Source organism: Streptomyces pseudovenezuelae (assembly GCF_029892565.1).
Taxonomy (GTDB): domain Bacteria; phylum Actinomycetota; class Actinomycetes; order Streptomycetales; family Streptomycetaceae; genus Streptomyces; species Streptomyces pseudovenezuelae_A.
Genome location: NZ_JARXVH010000011.1, coordinates 64,598 through 82,351, shown reverse-complemented (window position 1 = coordinate 82,351; position 17,754 = coordinate 64,598). Strand labels below are relative to the sequence as shown.

At 71.6% G+C, this 17,754-nt stretch carries 16 protein-coding genes and 1 pseudogene; 9 read left to right on the top strand and 8 right to left on the bottom strand.

Annotated elements, in window-relative coordinates; all coding sequences use genetic code 11:
* Positions 1-20 precede the first annotated feature (20 nt).
* The gene (locus tag M2283_RS31405; RefSeq protein ID WP_280880054.1) at positions 21-953 is read left to right on the top strand and encodes a glutaminase; all 933 of its coding nucleotides are present in this window, start codon (positions 21-23) and stop codon (positions 951-953) included.
* Between the two features lie 34 nt (positions 954-987).
* On the opposite strand, the gene M2283_RS31400 is transcribed toward M2283_RS31405, so the two are convergent.
* Positions 988-1,764: an alpha/beta fold hydrolase gene (locus tag M2283_RS31400; protein WP_280879825.1), complete on the bottom strand. Its 777-nt coding sequence runs from the start codon at positions 1,762-1,764 to the stop codon at positions 988-990.
* A 170-nt stretch (positions 1,765-1,934) separates the two neighbouring features.
* Here M2283_RS31400 and mptB point away from each other — a divergent pair, with 170 nt between their 5' ends.
* Both mptB and M2283_RS31390 read left to right on the top strand, forming a co-directional pair.
* Positions 1,935-3,329, top strand: a complete 1,395-nt coding sequence (mptB, locus tag M2283_RS31395) for a polyprenol phosphomannose-dependent alpha 1,6 mannosyltransferase MptB (protein WP_280879824.1) — start codon at positions 1,935-1,937, stop codon at positions 3,327-3,329.
* Positions 3,326-4,708: a glycosyltransferase 87 family protein gene (locus M2283_RS31390; RefSeq protein ID WP_280879823.1), complete on the top strand. Its 1,383-nt coding sequence runs from the start codon at positions 3,326-3,328 to the stop codon at positions 4,706-4,708. Before mptB ends, M2283_RS31390 begins: the two co-directional genes overlap by 4 nt.
* Before the next feature lie 83 nt (positions 4,709-4,791).
* Here the strand turns inward: M2283_RS31390 and M2283_RS31385 are convergent.
* The 5 genes and pseudogenes from M2283_RS31385 to M2283_RS31365 all read right to left on the bottom strand — a co-directional run.
* Positions 4,792-5,622 (bottom strand): annotated as a pseudogene (locus tag M2283_RS31385) (D-alanyl-D-alanine carboxypeptidase family protein); the annotation flags it as partial.
* Between the two features lie 133 nt (positions 5,623-5,755).
* Entirely contained in the window at positions 5,756-6,898 is a 1,143-nt protein-coding gene (rho, locus tag M2283_RS31380; protein ID WP_280879822.1) for a transcription termination factor Rho, read from the bottom strand.
* A 272-nt stretch (positions 6,899-7,170) separates the two neighbouring features.
* Positions 7,171-7,998, bottom strand: coding sequence for a class I SAM-dependent methyltransferase (locus tag M2283_RS31375; protein WP_280879821.1), 828 nt, complete (start codon positions 7,996-7,998; stop codon positions 7,171-7,173).
* A gap of 108 nt (positions 7,999-8,106) precedes the next feature.
* Complete coding sequence (locus M2283_RS31370; RefSeq protein WP_280879820.1) at positions 8,107-8,874, bottom strand: NPP1 family protein; 768 nt, start codon at positions 8,872-8,874, stop codon at positions 8,107-8,109.
* Between the two features lie 26 nt (positions 8,875-8,900).
* On the bottom strand, positions 8,901-10,058 hold the full coding sequence (locus tag M2283_RS31365) for a glycoside hydrolase family 19 protein (protein ID WP_280880053.1): 1,158 nt from the start codon (positions 10,056-10,058) through the stop codon (positions 8,901-8,903).
* 191 nt (positions 10,059-10,249) lie between these two features.
* Here M2283_RS31365 and M2283_RS31360 point away from each other — a divergent pair, with 191 nt between their 5' ends.
* The 5 genes from M2283_RS31360 (at position 10,250) to M2283_RS31340 (ending at position 14,255) form a co-directional block, all read left to right on the top strand.
* The gene (locus tag M2283_RS31360) at positions 10,250-10,759 is read left to right on the top strand and encodes an SRPBCC family protein (RefSeq protein ID WP_280879819.1); all 510 of its coding nucleotides are present in this window, start codon (positions 10,250-10,252) and stop codon (positions 10,757-10,759) included.
* The gene (locus M2283_RS31355; RefSeq protein WP_280879818.1) at positions 10,759-11,817 is read left to right on the top strand and encodes an LLM class flavin-dependent oxidoreductase; all 1,059 of its coding nucleotides are present in this window, start codon (positions 10,759-10,761) and stop codon (positions 11,815-11,817) included. Before M2283_RS31360 ends, M2283_RS31355 begins: the two co-directional genes overlap by 1 nt.
* Before the next feature lie 108 nt (positions 11,818-11,925).
* Complete coding sequence (locus tag M2283_RS31350; protein ID WP_280879817.1) at positions 11,926-12,654, top strand: SgcJ/EcaC family oxidoreductase; 729 nt, start codon at positions 11,926-11,928, stop codon at positions 12,652-12,654.
* On the top strand, positions 12,651-12,929 hold the full coding sequence (locus tag M2283_RS31345) for a YciI family protein (protein ID WP_280879816.1): 279 nt from the start codon (positions 12,651-12,653) through the stop codon (positions 12,927-12,929). The genes M2283_RS31350 and M2283_RS31345 overlap by 4 nt, the downstream gene beginning before the upstream one ends.
* Positions 12,930-12,989: 60 nt before the next feature.
* A complete protein-coding gene (locus tag M2283_RS31340; protein WP_280880052.1) occupies positions 12,990-14,255 on the top strand; it encodes an RNA polymerase sigma factor in 1,266 nt (421 codons plus the stop codon).
* A gap of 41 nt (positions 14,256-14,296) precedes the next feature.
* On the opposite strand, the gene M2283_RS31335 is transcribed toward M2283_RS31340, so the two are convergent.
* Entirely contained in the window at positions 14,297-14,695 is a 399-nt protein-coding gene (locus M2283_RS31335) for a nuclear transport factor 2 family protein (RefSeq protein ID WP_280879815.1), read from the bottom strand.
* A 101-nt stretch (positions 14,696-14,796) separates the two neighbouring features.
* On the opposite strand from M2283_RS31335, the gene M2283_RS31330 reads away from it, so the two are divergent.
* Positions 14,797-15,528 carry a class I SAM-dependent methyltransferase gene (locus M2283_RS31330; protein WP_280879814.1) on the top strand — a complete coding sequence of 244 codons (732 nt, stop codon included), beginning with the start codon at positions 14,797-14,799 and terminating at the stop codon, positions 15,526-15,528.
* A gap of 49 nt (positions 15,529-15,577) precedes the next feature.
* On the opposite strand, the gene M2283_RS31325 is transcribed toward M2283_RS31330, so the two are convergent.
* Positions 15,578-17,653 (bottom strand): ATP-binding protein, encoded by a 2,076-nt coding sequence (locus M2283_RS31325; RefSeq protein ID WP_280879813.1) that lies wholly within the window; start codon positions 17,651-17,653, stop codon positions 15,578-15,580.
* Between the last annotated feature and the right edge of the window lie 101 nt (positions 17,654-17,754).

Genomic DNA, 17,754 nt, shown 5'->3' with positions numbered 1-17,754 from the left:
CCGACCGGCACGGAGGCACAATAGTGATCATGACGTCGCCGCTGACCTTCGAGCCGGTCCTGGAGCGCATCGCCGAGGAGATGGAGCGGACCCCCGGCCGCGGCCGGCCCGCCGACTACATCCCGGCGCTGGCGGCCTGCGACCCGCGCCGCTTCGGCATGGCGGTCGCGGAGCTGGACGGCACGGTGTACGGCGTGGGGGACTGGCGCGAGCCGTTCTCCACGCAGTCCATCACCAAGGTCTTCACCCTCGCCCTCGACCTGGCGCGTGAGGGCGACGAACTCTGGGAGCACGTGGGCCGCGAACCCTCCGGCAACCCCTTCAACTCCCTGGTCCAGCTGGAGTACGAGAGCGGCATCCCGCGCAACCCGTTCATCAACGCGGGCGCCCTCGTCGTCACCGACCGCCTCCAGACCCGTACCGGCGACGCGTCGGGCGAACTGCTGACCTTCCTGCGCACCGAGAGCGGCAACCCGGATCTCGACTTCGACCTGGAGGTCGCCGCCTCCGAGTTCGCGCACGGCGACCGCAACGCCGCCCTCGCCCACTTCATGGCGTCGTACGGCAACATCGACAACCCCGTGCCGGTCCTGCTGGACCAGTACTTCCGGCAGTGCTCGGTGCGGGCCTCCTGCGCCGACCTCGCCCTCGCCGCCGGCTTCCTGGCCCGGCACGGCAGCCGCGCCGACGGCGCCCGGCTGCTCACCCTCACCCAGGCCAAGCAGGTCAACGCGGTGATGCTGACCTGCGGGACCTACGACGCGGCGGGCGAGTTCGCCTACCGCGTCGGACTGCCCGGCAAGAGCGGCGTCGGCGGCGGCATCATCGCCGTCGTGCCCGGCCGGTGCACGCTGTGCGTGTGGAGCCCGGGCCTCGACGAACGCGGCAACTCGGTGGCGGGCGTGGCGGCCCTGGACCGCTTCACGACGTTGACCGGGGTTTCGGTGTTCTGACCCGTTCGGCGCTCCGACGAGGGCCGCCTTCGTGCTACTTGGCGTCTCCGTCGAGGAACGCGTCCAACATCGGCAGCAGCAGGGGCGCTTGGCGCATCAGGGCCATGTGTGTGGTGGACGGGAGGACGGCCAGGTCCGCCCGGGGGATCAGCCGTTGCATCTCCGCCGCGTGCTCGACGCGTACGAAATCGGTGTCCCCGATGACGAGCAGCGTCGGCGCGGCCACCGTGCGCAGATCGTCGGCGGTCCAGGGCAGCGGGGCGTGCGCCGCGGTCGAGGTCTTGGCCAGGAAGTCCTGGAAGTGCTCGGGGTGCGGTGCGACGGCCGCGTACGCGTCGGCCATCTCCTGGAAGTCCGCCTCGCTGGGCAGCCGCGGCGAGCTGTAGTCGGGGGTACGGACGTCCTCGTAGTAGCCGTCCTGGGCGTAGTGGGTGGCGGCCAGGACGAGTCGGCCGACGCGCTCGGGGTGGTCGATCGCGAGTTGCAGCGCGGTCAGGCCACCCAGGCTGAAGCCCACGAAGTCGGCCTGCTCGATGCCCAGTTCGTCGAGGAGGGCCACGACGTCGGAGGCCAGGTTCGGCAGCGTGATCGGCCGGTCGGTGTCTGCCGTGTGACCGTGTCCCTGAAGTTCCGGAGCCACGATCCGGCGCCCCTGGGCAAGCGTGGGCAGCAGGGCGCCGAAGGACAGGTCGACGGTGAGGACGCCACCGTGCAGCAGTACCAGCGGGCGGCGCGTGCCGTCGTCGTCGCCGTGGGTCTCGTAGTACATCTCCAGGCCGTTGACCTTGGCGTAGGCGGAGCTGCTGGGCATCGTCGTCACGTCCGTTCTGCGAGTGTCGGGTACAAGGGAGACCGGTCAAGTCCAGGGAATTCATCGGTCCGAAGGCGGGATCACAAGCCGGTCACGCGCAGGTCCCCGCCAGGAGAGCGGCGTGTCGCTTTCCGGCCATCCGGCGTTGACACGCTTTCCGAGTGTTGGCCATGGCTTTCCCCGTCGATCTCCGCCGCTGTCAGGTCCTCGGCCTGGCCGGGACCGCCTTCCTCGCGTTGGGGGGCGAGACGGCCGGTGCCCTGCCGGTCCAGGATCTGCTGACCCCCGCCAACGTCCGTGTCGCCGTGGGCCTGGTCGGCGTCTACTTCGGCGTCGTCCTGCTGATAGCCGCCTGGCTGCTGCTCGGTCGGCTGGTCCGCAGCGCCGAACCGCCCACCCCTCGCGCCCTGTTGCTCGTCCTCGCGGTCTGGGCGGCCCCGCTGCTGCTCGCGCCGCCCCTCTTCAGCCGGGACGTCTACAGCTACCTCGCCCAAGGCGCCATGGTCGACGCCCACATGGACGTGTACGCGCACGGACCCGCCCAGCTCGGCGGCCCGCTCGCCGACGAGGTCGCCCCGCTCTGGCAGCAGACCGGCGCCCCCTACGGCCCGGTCTTCCTCGGCCTCGCCTCCGTGCTGTCCGGACTGACCCGCGGCGAGATCCCCGCCGGACTCTTCGGGATGCGGCTCGTGGCCCTGCTCGGCGTGGCACTGATGGCCGCCGCGCTGCCCCGCCTGGCCCGGCACAGCGGCGCCGACCCGTCCGCCGCCCTCTGGCTCGGCTGCCTCAACCCGCTCGTGCTGCTGCACCTGATCGCCGGCGCCCACAACGACGCCATCATGCTCGGCCTCCTCGGCATCGGCCTGGTCGCCGCCCTCGGCCGCTGGCCGGTACTGGGCGCCGTGTTCGTCACGCTCGCCGCGCTGGTGAAGGCCCCTGCGGCGCTCGGTCTCGCCGCGGTCGTCCTGCTCCAGATGCGGGCCGGACACAGCCCGGCGAAGGCCACCCTGACGACGGTCCTGGCCGCCGGGGCCACCACGGTCGCCATGACGGCCGCGGCCGGCACCGGATACGGCTGGATAGGCGCCCTCGACACACCGGTCTCCTCGCACAACTGGGCCCTCACCAGCCTCCTGGGCCGCGCCACGGGCGCCCTGTTGGAACACGTCGGCAGCGACCTGGCGCCGCTCGCCGTCCCCGCCTGGCACATGCTCGGACTCGCGATCACCGGAATCCTGATCGCGGCCATATGGTGGCGGCTGCGCCCGCGCCCGGTGTACGCGCTCGGCCTCAGCCTCGCCACGGTCGCGGCCTTCGGCCCCGCGATCCGTCCCTGGTACGCGCTGTGGGGACTGTTCCTGATAGCCGCCGCCGCGCCCACCACCTCCGTACGGCACCGGGTGGCCGCCGTCACCGGCGTGCTCGCGCTCGCCACCCTGCCGAGCGGCAGCGCCGCGGACACCGGACAGCTGGTCCTCGCCGTCTCCGGCGGGGTGCTGGCGGTCGTCGTGCTGTGGCAGGCCCACCAGGCGGCACAGGCCCCGACCCTGGGGCGTACGGCATGAGGCGGCCCAGCACCGACCGCGGCAGACTGCTGCTGGTCCTCGCCCTCGCCGCCGCCGTCGCGGCCTTCACCGCGACCGTCCCACTGCTGCGCGACTGGTTCGACCTGCGCGTCTACTACGGCGCCGTCAACGGCTGGGTCCACCACGGCGGACGCATCTACGACTACCGGGTGCCCGGCACGGACTACGGCTTCACCTATCCGCCGTTCGCCGCCGTCGGCATGCTGCCCATGGCGCTCGTAGGCCTGCGTACCGCGATCGCGCTCTCGCTGCTGCTGAACTTGGCCGCCCTGGCGCTGGTCGTGCACATCGTGACCGAGGGAGCCTGGCGGCGCTACGGCTGGTACGGCTGTGCCCTGGGCGCCTGTCTGCTGGCGCTGTTCGAGCCGATCCGGGACACCTTCAGCTTCGGCCAGGTCAACCTGCTGCTGCTGGGGCTCGTGCTCGGGGACGCGTGGCTGCTGCGCACCGGGCGGGGCAACCGGGCCGGTGTCGGCATCGGCCTGGCCGCCGCGATCAAGCTGACGCCCGCGCTCTTCATCGGACTGCTCCTGCTCGCCCGCCGCCCGCGCGCCGCCGCCGTCGCCACGGCCGTCGCGGGGGCGGCCACCGCGCTGGCCGCCTGGGCGGACCCGGGCGCGTCACGGTTCTACTGGACAGTGGCGCTGTGGGACACCAGCCGGGTGGGCCGACTCGACTACGTCTCCAACCAGTCGCTGCAGGGCATCCTCGCCCGCCTCGGCATCGAGGGCCGCCCGGTCTGGGCGCTGGCGGTCCTGCTGGTCCTCGGCGTCTGGGCGGTGCGCACCCGGCGGGCGGTCGCGGCCGGCGACTGGACGGCCGCGTTCGCCCTCACCGGCCTTGCCGCGTGCCTGGTCAGCCCGATCACCTGGGTGCACCACCTGGTGTGGCTGCTGCCGTCCTTCGCCGTACTCGTCCGTACAGGGCACCCGCGGATCGCGGGCGCCCTGTACGCGGTGCTGTGCACCAGTGTGGTGTGGCTGTGGTTCCACGACGCGTCCGGCGTCGACGGATTCCTCGGCAGCAACATCTACACCTGGATCACCCTCGGCCTGCTCCTGTGGCTGCCGGCCGGTCAGCTCCGACCCGACCGGGCGCCCTTGACGCGACCGCCCCTGAACTGGCCGCCCCTTGCGCGCAGTACCAGCGCCACCGCGCCCGCGCCGAGCGCGGCGGCCCCGGAGACGGCCCAGGTCTCGGCCCAGCCGGGCCCGTCCTCCGGCGCGACCGCGGCCGCCACCGGCTGGACCTCGGGTCCCGGCCTCGGCCTGACGCGCAGCGCGTCCAGCGAGCCCACCGGATCGACCCGCCCGGCCGCGGAGAACCCCCAGTCGAGCAGCTCGCGGGCCTCTTCGTAGACCGCGAAACCACCACCCGCCTGGGGGTTCATCACCGTGGCGACCAGCGTGCGCCCACCGTGCCGGGCCGCCGCGACAAGCGTGTTCCCCGCGTTGCTGGTGTAGCCGTTCTTGACACCGATCAGCCCCGGATACGCTTCCACGCCGTCCGCGCCGGTCAGCAGCCGATTGGTGTTCTGGATCCCGTACGACCATCCGCCCCCGCCCGGGAATCGCGCCTCGGCCGTGCCGCAGTATCGCGCGAAGTCCGCGTTGCGCAGCCCCGCCCGCCCGAAGACGGCCAGGTCGTACGCCGATGACACCTGGCCCGGGGTGTCGTAGCCGTCGGGCGAACGGACGTGGGTGTCGCGGGCGCCGAGCGCGCGGGCCTTGGCCTGCATCCGCGCGGCCGTCGTACGCCAGCCGCCGTTGAGCGAGGCGAGGACGTGCACGGCGTCGTTGCCGGAATTGAGGAAGACCCCCCGCCACAGGTCGGCGATCCGGTACGTGCGGCCCTCGGCGACGCCGACCAGGCTGCTGCCCGCGCCGATGCCCGCCAGCTCCTTCTCCTTGACCTTGTGCCGGATGCCGCCGGGCAGGGCAGGCAGCACGGTGAGGGCGAAGAGGGTCTTGAGGGTGCTGGCGGGCGGCAGCCGGCGATGCGCGTCGTGCGCGGCGAGCACCTCGCCGGTGCGGGCGTCGGCGACGAGCCAGGAGAGCGCGGAGAGGTCCGGGACGCCGGGGGCTCCGCGATGGGGCCTGGCCTGGGTGCCGGATCGGTAGAGCAGGGAGGGCTGTACGGCCGCCGCCCCGGGGGCGCCGGGTGGCGTGGGTTCCGTGCCGACGGCTGACGCGAGGGGCGCGAACGCCAGGACGCCCGCCACACAGAACGCGCAGGTCGTGACCCCGGCCCGGGAAGAGAATCCGATAGTCATACCGGCCACCGTAGGAACGGACCCTCCGCCGACCGTGCTGCCCGGGCCGATCGGCACCCGCGTGCAACCCGGATGCCGCACAGGGGCTGTCGTGCGGGTCGGGTCGGCCGTGAGGTGCGCTGCTTCCCCCGGGTCAGCCGGCGGGCAGTGTCGGCTGGATGCGGCGCAGGAAGGTCGCGTTGTCCGGGGTGTCCCGCATCCGCTCCAGCAGGGTTTCCATGCTGCCCTGGCCGTCGCGGGTCTGCAGCGCGCGCCGCAGTCCGTGCACGGTGGTCAACTCGGCCGGGGTCAGGAGGAGTTCCTCGCGGCGGGTGCCGGACGGGTTGATGTCGACGGCCGGGAAGACGCGCCGGGAGGCGAGGTCGCGGCTCAGTCGGAGCTCCATGTTGCCGGTGCTCTTGAGCTCCTCGAAGAAGTAGTCGTCGGCGCGGGAGCCGGTCTCCACCAGCGCTGTGGCGAGGATCGTGAGCGAACCGCCTTCCTCGGCCAGTCGGGCGGCACCGAAGAACCGCTTGGGGCCGAGCAGCGCGGTCGCGTCGACACCGCCGCTGAGGGTACGGCCACCGGAGGCGGCCGCGTTGTTGTGCGCCCGGCACAGCCGGGTCAGGGAGTCGAGCAGGATGACGACGTCCTCACCGGCCTCGACCAGGCGCTTCGCCCGCTCGATCACCAGCTCGGCGAGCGCGATGTGCTGCTTGGCGGGCCGGTCGAAGGTCGAGGCGTACACCTCGCCGCGCACGGAGCGCCGCATGTCGGTGACCTCCTCGGGGCGCTCGTCGAGCAGCACCACCATCAGCCGGGCCTCGGGGTGGTTGCCGGCGACGGCGGCCGCGATCTGCTGGAGCAGCACGGTCTTGCCGGTCTTCGGCGGGGCCACGATCAGCCCGCGCTGGCCCTTGCCGACGGGTGCGATCAGGTCGGCGACCCGTCCGGTCAGACCGGCCGCCGGGTGTTCGAGACGGAGCCGCTCCTGCGGGTGCAGCGGGGTGAGGTCACGGAAGCTGCGGCGACCGCGCAGTTCGGCGGGTGTGCGTCCGTCGATCCGCACGACCTCGGTCAGGGCGCGTCGGTTGTCGCGTACGCCTTCGACGAGGTCGCCCTTGCGCAGGCCGTGACGGCGGATCAGGGCGGGGGAGACCGTGGGGTCGGACGGGGAGGGCTGCAGGCTCTCGGCGCGCAGATGCCCCTTCCCGTTCGTGTCGATGTCGAGGACACCGACGGCGACCTGGGTCGTGGGTTCTTGCTTGACTGAGGGGTGTTCGAGTGTGGTGGTCATGATGGTGTGTCCTTTCGAGGACGGTCGGCATGTGGCATGCGAAGGAAGGGGATGCCGCGAGAGGGAAGGCGGACGTGCGCCTTCGGCGGCGAGAGAAACAGCACCTCGGGTACGGCACAGCGGTGCCGGTCACGAAGTGGTGCTGGAGAGCCGGTGCGCCGGCCTGGAAACGGCGGGCGATGCGGCGAACTGAACTGGCACCGGCGCCCAGAAGGGGGCGTACACAAGTGCTGCGAGGACCGTACCACAGGGTTCTCGGGGGGTGTGAGCCTTCAGTGGGTGGCGAGGAGGCCGTACAGGAGAGGAATCCTGGGCTCCGGCAAGCGCCACCAGCCGGAAGCGGTGCGGACCATCTGTGGCCAGCGCGGCCACGGCAGCTCGTCGCTCTCCGTCAGGCGCTGGATTTTCAGTCCTGCTCCGATCAACGTGTTGATGACCTCGCTTATTCCGTGCATCCACTCGTAACTGTCGGTGGCGCCCTCGACGGCCGGGCCGTCGGTGTACGTGTGCGTGCCGTCGCAGTGCACGGCGCCGGCGCCGGCGAGGTAGTCGTGGCGCAGCAGCAGCTCTGGGCCCTCGTCCGGACCCGGCTTCGGACCCAGCGAGTTGAGCAGCGGGTGGAACTCGCAGATGTACAACTTCCCACCGGGGCGCAGGAGTTGGGTCATCACACCCGCCCAGCGCGCGAGGTCCGGCAGATAGCACAGCGCTCCCTTGCCGGTGTACACGACGTCGAACTGCCGCCCGCCCAGGGCCTCCACGGCGTCGTACACGTTCGACCGGACGTATTCGACGTCCAGTCCGGCCTTCGCCGCGATGTCACGGGCTGCCGCCACCGACGCGGCCGAGAAGTCGAGCCCGGTCGCCCGTGCGCCGCGCTGGGCGAAGGCGATCGTCTCCGTGCCGAGGTGGCACTGGAGATGGAGCACGTCCTGTCCGGCCAGCTCGCCGAGGTCCGCCCACTCGAAGTCGCCGAACCAGCGCGCCAGATCGAGGTCCTGGTCGAGGCCGTAGAAGTGGCTGGCGAGATGGACGGGGGTGCGGGCGTCCCAGTTCGCCTGATTGGCCAGCATGAGCCGGGCGTGCTCGTCGGTGGTCATGATGACCATCAAACCGTGCGGGGCCGCCGAACGGCGGCAGGAACACCGGATCGGCCGGATCACGAAGGGGCCGGGGTCTGGGACCCCGGCCCCTTCGTCACATCCGGCTCACGCGTACGGGTCGAAGGGGATCCCGGACGGCTTCGCGTAGTTGAGGTTGTACTGGAAGTCGCCGTCGTCGATCTTGAGGGTGGCCGAACCGAAGTCGGCGCTCATGAGCTTGTCGCGGAAACCGGCCGGGTAACCGTTCCAGCCGACCAGGCGCGGGTAGAACCAGTTGCCCGTGGCGTTCTCCGCCGGCTCGTCGTTGCTGTTGGCGAAGCGGAAGCAGTGCGTCGAGACACCGTCCTTGTGATACACGATCTTGGGGTGCGTGCCGTCGAACCGGATCGACGAGGCGGCGGCCGTCGCGTAGCTGCTGTGCTGCGACGCCGACACGTACTGGACCTGGTTGTTGTTGATCCACACGATGACGTGTTCCCAGTCGTGCGTGTGCCCTATCGCGGCCGGACCGAGGGTGGCCTGGTCCTTCTCGAAGTAACTGGCGTACATGACCGCGCACCAGTCGTTGTTGCACTTCTCGCGCGAGTAGGTGTTTGCGCTGGCGAGTTGGGCGTAGTCGTGGCAGTGCCCGTTGACGTCCCCGCCGAGCTTAAGGCCGGGGTTGAGGGTGCCGTCGGCGCCTATGGCGGCGGTGGCGTAGCAGCCGTCACCGTCGTAGTCGTAGGCCGGGGAGTAGGTCTGCTCCAGGCCGTCGGCGTTCTGGGGCAGCTGGGTCAGGACACTGGCGTGGGCACTCGCCGGGACCGCCACGACGAGCGTCATCGCTCCGAGGGTGCCGAGAAGAACCTGGGTGAGGGATCTCAACTTGTTCATCGGGCTTCCTTGTCGCGCGTGGAACGTCAGCAGTAGAGGTTGGCGCCGGGGGTGACGCCGAGGATGGACGTGATGCGGTTGTAGGCGTCGACGCGGCTTTGGACCTGGGCGGGGTTGCGGCCGTCGCATTCGAGGGAGCCGTTGATGGAGCGGATGGTCTGGCCGAAGCCGGCGCCGTTGACCATGGCGTTGTGGGGGGTCATCGAGCCGGGTCCGGACTGCGTGTTCCAGTACCACAGACCGGTCTTCCAGGCCACGGCCGAGTCGTTCTGCACCAGCCAGGGGTTGTTCAGCAGGTCGATGCCGAGAGCGTCGCCGGCGGCCTTGTAGTTGAAGTTCCAGGAGAGCTGGATGGGGCCGCGCCCGTAGTAGGCGGCCTGTCCGGCGGGGCAGCCATACGACTGGCTCCAGTCGCAGTACGTGGGGTAGTTGGCGGTGTTCTGCTCGACCACGTACACCAACCCGCCGGTCTCGTGGCTGACGTTGGCCAGGAAGGCTGCGGCTTCCTGCTTCTTGACGGTGTCGGAGCCGGTGTTCGCGAAGCCCGGGTAGGCGGAGAGCGCGGCGGTCAGGCCGCTGTAGCTGTAGAACGAATTCCGGCCCGGGAAGATCTGGTTGAACTGTGCCTCACTCACCACGAAGCCCGAGGGGTTGCCGCCGCCACCGCCGCTCGCGGGGGCACTCCACTTCTGGTTCGCGGCGCCCGAGCAGGTCCAGATCTGCAGCCGGGTGCCGTTGGCGGAGTTGTTGCCGGTCACGTCCAGGCACTTGTTGGCCTGCGGATTGACGATGTCGTTGGCCGAACTGACGGCCCACTTCTGAGCGGCGGAGCCGTTGCAGTCGTAGAGCTGGACCGTGGTGCCGTCCGCGGTGGCGGCGCCGGTCACGTCCAGACACTTGCCGAGCGCACGCAGGGTGCCGTCGCCGGAGTTGGACCAGGTCTGGGCGGCGGTGCCGTTGCAGTCGTAGAGCTGTACGGCGGTCCCGTTGGCGCTGCTCGCGCCCGCGACGTCGACGCACTTGCCGGCCAGGCCGGTGATCCGTCCGTCCGCCGCATGGGCCGGTACGACGGTGAACAACGTTGTCATCGCGGCAGTCAGCAGGGCGACGAGAGCGGCGACGACGGTGAGACGGTTTAGTACGACACGTCTGGGGCGGAGCAGCCCAAAGGCAGGGGAGAGCATCACGGATGTCGCTCCTTGGTGGTGAGTGGGGGGTTGGGGGTAAGTCCAGGGGGCACCACTGATGCGAACTGGTCCAGACCTTGGCAGGTCCGATGGGGTGCGTCAACACTTAAGGAAAGAAGTGAAGTTGACGACTGGCTATCGTGACGACATGCGGTAAACATCCCTCGACGACGAGGAGGCCGACCGGCGTGAAGTGGACAGGTGTGCGCTACACCGACAGGCCCACCGTCGAGGTGCGGACGTGGATCGACGCCCCGCCCGACCGGGTGTGGGCACTGGTGTCGGACGTCGGACTGATGCCGGGCATGAGCGACGAACTCCAGTCGGTGGAATGGCTCGACGGCGCCACCGGTCCAGCGCTCGGCGCCCGGTTCGTCGGCCGCAACAGGCATGAGGCGTTGGGGAATTGGTCCACCATCTCGTACGTCGTCGAGTACGAAGCGGGTCACGTCTTCGGCTGGGCGGTGGAGGACCCCGCGGACCCGTCCGCCGTCTGGCGCTTCCGCCTCCACGCGGGCGACGGCGGCACCGAGTTGTCGGAGTGGATGCAGTTGGGCCCCGGTCGCTCCGGGCTGTCCGAGGCCATCGACCGGATGCCGGAGAAGGAGGAGAAGATCGTGTTCGTGCGGCTGCGGGAGTTCGAGCGGAACATGACGGTCACCCTGGAGCGGATCAAGCAGCTGGCGGAGACCGGCTGATGCGTACGGCGACCACCGTCGAGGCCTCCGGCGGCCAACTCTGGTCGGAACAGACCGACTTCGTCGTGGAGGCCGAGAAACTCGGACTCGACGTCTGCTGGGTGGCCGAGGCCTGGGGTTCCGACGCGCCCTCAGCCCTCGGCTACTACGCCGCCCGCACCGACCGGATGCTGCTGGGCTCCGGCGTCATCCAGATCGGCACCCGCACCCCGGTGGCCGTCGCGCAGACCGCGATCACGCTCTCCAACCTCTCCGGCGGACGCTTCCTGCTGGGCCTCGGGGCATCCGGCCCCCAGGTGATGGAGGGCCTGCACGGCGTTCCGTTCGCCCGGCCGCTGGCCCGGATGCGAGAGACCGTGGAGATCGTGCGCCGCGTCCTCGACGGCGGCAAACTCTCCTACGTCGGCACGGAGTTCCGTATCCCGTTGCCCGACGGCGACGCCGTCCCGATGCGTCTGTCGACGCGGGCCGAGCACACCGTCCCCGTCTACCTCGCCGCCCTGTCACCGGCCATGCTGCGGCTGACCGGCGAGGTCGCCGACGGCTGGCTCGGCACCAGCTTCGTGCCCGAGGGCGCCGCCGAGGCCTACTTCGCCCCGCTCGACGAGGGGCTCGCCCGGAGCGGGCGCGGGCGGGCCGACCTCGACGTCTGCCAGGGTGCCGAGGTCGCCTTCGCCGCCGACGAGGACGCCCTCGGCGCGATGGTCGCCGGCCGCAAGAAGGAACTCGCGTTCAGCCTGGGCGGTATGGGCTCGGCGTCCACCAACTTCTACAACCGCGCCTACAGCCGCCAGGGTTGGGCCGAGGTGGCCGCCGAGGTGCGCGAGCGCTGGCAGGCCGGCGACCGGGACGGCGCGGCGGCCCTCGTCACCGACGACATGGTCCTGGGCACCACCCTGATCGGCACCGAGGCGATGGTGCGACGCCGGCTGCGGGTGTGGCGGGACGCGGGGGTCGACACCGTACGGCTGTATCCGGCGGGGGAGAGCCTGGACGCCCGGCTTGGCACGCTGGGGCGGGCGATCGAGCTGGTGCGGGAGGTCGGGGCCGGGACGTGAGCACCGCGTAGGTGGTCCCGCGAATTTTTCTTCCGGAGCGGTGTCGATTCGTGCCGCTCCCGTTCGTCGGCGGGGTGTAGGAAGCACAGGACGACCGGGAGGAACCCCATGAAGTACATGCTGCTCGTCTGCGGAGACGACACCGCCGACGCCTCGGGCATGGCACCCGTCGAACCCTGGGTGGAGGAGCTCGGCGACAGCCGCGTACGACTGCACGGCCACCGCCTCGCGCAGCCCTCCGAAGCCGTCACCGTACGTGTCCGAGGTGGCGAAGTGCTGCGCACCGACGGGCCGTTCGCGGAGACGAAGGAGTACGTCGCCGGATTCGACGTGCTGGAGTGCGACAGCCTGGAGGAGGCGGTCCGGGCCGCCGCCCGGCATCCCGTGGCGACGATCGGGGCCATGGAGGTACGTCCGTTCTGGCCGATGGAGGGCGAGGAGGACGCCGAGACGCTGATCCGCCGCCTCGACGCCGAGCTGACCGACGCGGCCGGCGAGCGTGACATCGAGCGGATGCTGGCCTGCTACGCACCGGACGCCACGGTCTTCCACCTCGTCGACGGCCGTGAACAGCATGGCCTCGACGCCTTCCGCAAGGCCGTGGAGGACGTCTTCGCGAGCGTCACCGGCCCGGTGACCCGCGAGGTGCTGGACCTGCGCGTGCACGTGGACGAGAGCATCGCCTTCGCGCACGCTCTCGTGCGGATCCGGGCCACCCGCACGGACGGCGAGCCCCTGGACGACGTCCTCCGCGTCACCACCGGGTACCGCGACGCCGGCCTGCGCTGGCTGATCACCCACGAGCACGTGTCGCTCCAGGCCGGGACGCGACCGTGAAGTACGTGCTGTTCGTGTGCGCACCGGCGGACGACGAGGAGCCCGTCCGCACGGCGGTCACCGCCCTCCTGCACCCGCCCTCGGACGCCACCACCGTGCGCGTCCGGGGTGACGAAGTCCTCCTGGACGACGGACCGTTCGCCCGCACCGAGGAGTACGTCGCGGGCGTCGACCTGGTCGAGGCGGCCGACCTCGACGAGGCCATCGCGCTCGCCGCGAAGCACTCCGCCGCCGGCGGGGGCGGGCCGGTCGAGGTGCGGCCGGTGCGGGGGTGACCGACGGTGCCTGACGAGGAGGTGCCCGAGGTGGAGGTGCCCGACGTGGGGGAGCCTGACGTGAAGGCGTCCGGCATCGAGGAAGCCGTCGCCGTCGCCTTCCGTGCCGAGTGGGGCCAGGTCGTCGCCACCCTGATCCGGGTGACCGGCGACTGGGACCTCGCCGAGGAGTGCGCGCAGGACGCCTTCGCCCAGGCCCTCGACCGGTGGCGGCGCGACGGTGTGCCGCGCCGCCCCGGCGCCTGGCTGACCACGACCGCCCGCAACCGCGCTCTCGACGTACTGCGCCGGGAGGCGGTCGGGGTGGCCAAACTGCGGGAGGTGGCCGTGCTGGCCGGCGACGAACCGTACGACGACAGGGGCGGATCGGCGTACGACGACGAGGACGCGAGCGGCGTCCGGGACGACCGGCTGCGGCTGATCTTCACCTGCTGCCACCCCGCCCTGCCCATCGAGGCGCGGGTCGCCCTGACCCTGCGCACACTCGCCGGCTTGACCACCCCCGAGATCGCCCGCGCCTTTCTCGTGCCGGAGGCGACCATGGCGCAGCGCCTGGTGCGGGCCAAACGGAAGATCCGCAACGCCGGCATCCCCTACCGCGTACCGCCCGCGCACCTGCTGCCCGAGCGCACGGCGGGCGTTCTGGGTGTGCTCTACCTGCTCTTCAACGAGGGTTACGCGGCCACGTCCGGCGCGGACCTGGTCCGGCGGAGCCTGTGCGCCGAGGCCATCCGGCTCGCCCGGGTCCTGGCCCGGCTCATGCCGGACGAGCCCGAGGTGCTCGGACTGCTCGCACTCCTGTTGCTGCACGATGCCCGGCGGCACGCGCGCGTGGACGACGCGGGCGAGCTGGTGACCCTGGAGGACCAGGACCGCGGTGCCTGGGACCGCGCCGAGATCGACGAGGGCGCCGCCCTGGTGGAGTCGGCACTGCGGCGGGGCAGCCCGGGGCCGTACCAGATCCAGGCCGCCATCGCAGCGTGCCACACCACTGCCGGTACGGCCGAGGAGACGGACTGGGCCGATATCGCCGCGCTCTACGGCGAGTTGGCCCGTCTCGTGCCCTCCGCCGTGGTCCGCCTCAACCGCGCGGTGGCCGTCGGAACGGCCGAGGGCCCGGAGGCGGGCCTCGCCCTGGTCGCGGAGCTGGAACGGGAAGGTGAACTGACCGACTACCACCTGCTGCCGGCCACGCGTGCCGATCTGTTGCGCCGTGGTGGGCGCCCGGCGGAGGCGGCCGAGGCGTACCGGCAGGCGCTGGAGCTGGTGGAGAACGAGGCCGAGCGGAGGTTTCTGGAGAAGCGGCTCGCGGAGTGCGGGGCGTAGGAGCGTTTCGCGGGGTGCGGGGCGGGCGCAGGCGTGGCCGTTCAGACGGACCGTGCCTCCGCCTCCTTGGCGATCTGCTCGAACTGCGCGCCCATGGCCGCGGCGAGGGCCTGCGCGCCGGACAACGGCCGCACCATGACGGTGAGTTCGTCGATCAGTCCGTCCTCGTCGACGTGGATGAAGTCGCAGCCGCTCAGCTCCCGGTCACCGACCCGGGCCGCGAAAACCAAAGCGTGGTCGCGGCCGTCGGCCCCGGCCAGCTCACTCTCGTAGCGGAAGTCCTCGAAGACCCGGCTGACCGCGCGCAGGATCGCGGTGGTGATGGCCTTGCCCGGGTACGGCTTGAAGACCACCGGGCTGGTGAAGACCACGTCCTCGGCCAGCAGCGCCTCGACGGCGTCCAGGTCGCCCGCCTCGACCGCCTCGCGGAACGCGCGCATCGGATCACCTCATAGTCAATTTGTTGAGTAAGTATGGATGAGAGTAGTGAGCCGTCGTCGCGGTGTCCACCGGTGCGGCCCGTTCACCTAGGCTGATCCGCATGTTCAGCCCCGAGGGACCCAGCCTCCGTGAGCTCGCCGTCCAGGCGCTGTCCTCTGTCGAAAGCGGGTACGACCTGCTCGCCCCGAAGTTCGACCACACGCCGTTCCGGACACCGGACTCCGTGCTGGACGCGGTGGCGGCGGCACTGAAGCGGACGGGCCCCTACGACACCGGACTCGACCTGTGCTGCGGCACGGGAGCGGGGATGGAGGTGCTGGCGTCGGTGTGCCGGCAGGGCATCACCGGGGTCGACTTCAGTGGCGGGATGCTGGATGTGGCGCGGCGGGATCTGCGCGGTATCGGGGCCCCGGAGGTGAACTGGGTGCGCGCGGATGCCCGTGCGCTGCCCTTCCGTCCCGGCTCCTTCGGTGTGGTGGTGAGCTTCGGGGCGTTCGGGCACTTCCTGCCGGCCGAGTTGCCGGGCCTGTTCGCGCAGGTCCACTCCGTGCTGCGGCCGGGTGGTACCTTCGCGTTCCCCGTGCTGGCCCCGCCCCGGCCGACGTCCCCGGTGTTCTGGATGCTGCTCGGGTTCGACGGGGTGATGCGGGTGCGCAACGCCGTCTGGCGCCCGCCGTTCGTCATGTACTACCGGGCCTTCCGGCTGGGCGAGGTGCGGCGGGAGTTGGAGCGCGCCGGATTCGCCGTGGAGCTGCACGCCCTCCCGGAGTTCGGCGAGCGAAGCGACGGCAGCCCCCGGGTGCGGATGGTCGCGGCGCGGAAGCTGTCGTAGGGCGGTCCGCTCGCCGGAGATCCAGGCAGAAAGCCACGCACGGCTCCGGTCAGAGGTCCAGGTCGGTCGGCACCCCGCCCAGCGCCAGCGCGATCGCCGCCTCCGGGTCCAACTCCCCTCCCTCGCGCACCGCTTCACCGAAGCGGGCGTTGCCGAGCGCGGCGCGCAGTCGGCGCTCGTACTCGCGGTGGAAGACCGTTTGGTCGGGTCGGCCGAGCTGGGGCAGACCCGCCGTGAGCCACAGGCGGCGGCTGACGCCGAGCAGGCGTGCCGCCAACTCCTCCTCACCCCGCGTGGCCTGCGCGGCGACCAGCAGGTCGGCGACCGCGGCGGCGCCGATCCGGTCGTGGACGCGCCACTTGGCGATCAGGGCCGCGCGCGCCGACAGCAGCGCCTCGTCCGCGTGGCCGAGGCCGATCCCGGCCAGCGCGACGAAGAAGTCGCCCCACGCCCGCATCCACAGCTCGCCGCGCTTGGCGCAGTCGGCGCGCAGCCGTTCGGCGACCGTCGCGCACCGCTCGAACGCGGCCTGGCCGGCCAGCAGATACGCCTGCAGGGCGAGCGTCAGCAGCTGGAAGAACTCGGCGCCGCCGTCCCCCGCGGGCGCCTGGCCGACCGTTCCGTACAGCACCGCCGACCGCGCCGACTCGCCCCGCACGGCCAGACTCGCCCCCGTCAACGGCAGGGCGGGCACCAGCAGTTGACGCTCTTCGGCGAGCCATACATAGGCGGCGCTGACCGACTCGGCGGCCTCCAGGTCGTCCGGTACGACGGTGACCAGCCGGTGCGCCCAGACCGCGAGGGTGTGGTCGGGCCCGCCGGCCTCGGGGGCGCGGTCCAGTGCCCGTTCCAAGTAGCCGCGGCCCTCCTCGGTGAAACCGCAGGCGAACCAGAAGTACCAGAGGGAACCGGCGAGTTCGAGCGCCGCCTCGGGATCCGGCGAGGTCAGGCACTCCTCCACCGCGAGCCGCAGGTTGGCGTGCTCCGAGGTCAGCCGCTCGGCCCACATGCGCTGTCCGGGCCCGAGCCACTCCGCCTCGCCCTGCCGGGCGATCCACCGGAAATAGTCCCGGTGCCGGCGCCTGACCGGCCCCTCTTCGCCAAGGCCGGCCAGCCACTCGGCGCCGAACGAGCGGACCGTGTCCAGCATCCGGTAGCGCGTGCCCACCGCCTCGCCGTCCCGCGTGACGATGGACTTCTCGGTGAGCGAGGCGAGCAGGGCGAGGATCTCCTCGGCGTCCAACGGGCCGCCGTGGCACACGAATTCGGCCGCCTCGACGTCCCAGCCGCCCGCGAACACCGACAGCCGCGCCCACAGCAGCCGCTCCAACGGCGTGCACAGCTCATGGCTCCAGCCGATCGCGGTGCGCAGCGTCTGGTGCCGGGCCAGTCGTGGTCGGGCGGGGGAGACGAGCAGGTCGAAGCGGGAGTCGAGGCCCTCCAGCAGACGGTCGAGCGGAAAGCCGCGCAGCCGTACCGCGGCCAGCTCCAGGGCCAGCGGTATCCCGTCCAGACGGGCACAGACCGCGGCCACACCGGCCCGGTTGGCCTCGGTGAGCGCGAACGACGGCACGGCGGCCGCCGCCCGTGCCGCGAACAGCGCCACCGCGTCGTCCCGCTCACCGAGCGGCAGCGGCGCCACCGTCAGCAACTGTTCGCCGGGCAGGCCCAGCGGCTGCCGACTGGTGGCCAGCACCCGCAACTCCGGGACGCCCGCGAGGAGTTCGTGCACGACCCGCGCGCACTCGTCCAGCACGTGCTCGCAGGTGTCGAGGACGAGCAGCAGCGGCGCGCCCGTGAGATGCTCGCCGACCGCTTCGAGGAGCGGGCGCAGCGTCTGTTCGGTCAGTCGGGTGGCCTGGGCCACGGCGTTGGTCAGCAGGTCCGGGTCCCGCAGCTCGGACAGCTCCACCAGCCACACCCCGCCCGGGAACCCCGCCCGCGCCGCATGGGCGGCCCGCAGCGCCAGCCGGGACTTGCCCACCCCACCGGGTCCCGTCAGTGTCACCAGTCGCGTGATGCCCAACAGCCCCGAGATCTCGGCGAGTTCACCCCGACGGCCGATGAAGGTGTTCGCCTCGGCGGGAAGGTTGCCGGTCCTGCCGCCCTGCACCGAGGCCGCCATGGTCCCCCCTCACCCAGCCGAACGCCGACACCCTAACCCCTCACGGAAGGCCTGATCCCGGCGTAGCGTGGAAGCGGTCCGCCCACCGAGGGAGGTGTGGG

What these genes read in the sequence shown, in the direction of transcription:
- M2283_RS31400 (WP_280879825.1), bottom strand. Translation starts at nt 1,764, where the DNA reads ATGCCCAGCAGCTCCGCCTACGCCAAGGTCAACGGCCTGGAGATGTAC.
- mptB (WP_280879824.1), top strand. Translation starts at nt 1,935, where the DNA reads ATGGCTTTCCCCGTCGATCTCCGCCGCTGTCAGGTCCTCGGCCTGGCC.
- M2283_RS31390 (WP_280879823.1), top strand. Translation starts at nt 3,326, where the DNA reads ATGAGGCGGCCCAGCACCGACCGCGGCAGACTGCTGCTGGTCCTCGCC.
- rho (WP_280879822.1), bottom strand. Translation starts at nt 6,898, where the DNA reads ATGACCACCACACTCGAACACCCCTCAGTCAAGCAAGAACCCACGACC.
- M2283_RS31375 (WP_280879821.1), bottom strand. Translation starts at nt 7,998, where the DNA reads ATGACCACCGACGAGCACGCCCGGCTCATGCTGGCCAATCAGGCGAAC.
- M2283_RS31370 (WP_280879820.1), bottom strand. Translation starts at nt 8,874, where the DNA reads ATGAACAAGTTGAGATCCCTCACCCAGGTTCTTCTCGGCACCCTCGGA.
- M2283_RS31365 (WP_280880053.1), bottom strand. Translation starts at nt 10,058, where the DNA reads ATGCTCTCCCCTGCCTTTGGGCTGCTCCGCCCCAGACGTGTCGTACTA.
- M2283_RS31355 (WP_280879818.1), top strand. Translation starts at nt 10,759, where the DNA reads ATGCGTACGGCGACCACCGTCGAGGCCTCCGGCGGCCAACTCTGGTCG.
- M2283_RS31350 (WP_280879817.1), top strand. Translation starts at nt 11,926, where the DNA reads ATGAAGTACATGCTGCTCGTCTGCGGAGACGACACCGCCGACGCCTCG.
- M2283_RS31335 (WP_280879815.1), bottom strand. Translation starts at nt 14,695, where the DNA reads ATGCGCGCGTTCCGCGAGGCGGTCGAGGCGGGCGACCTGGACGCCGTC.
- M2283_RS31330 (WP_280879814.1), top strand. Translation starts at nt 14,797, where the DNA reads ATGTTCAGCCCCGAGGGACCCAGCCTCCGTGAGCTCGCCGTCCAGGCG.
- M2283_RS31325 (WP_280879813.1), bottom strand. Translation starts at nt 17,653, where the DNA reads ATGGCGGCCTCGGTGCAGGGCGGCAGGACCGGCAACCTTCCCGCCGAG.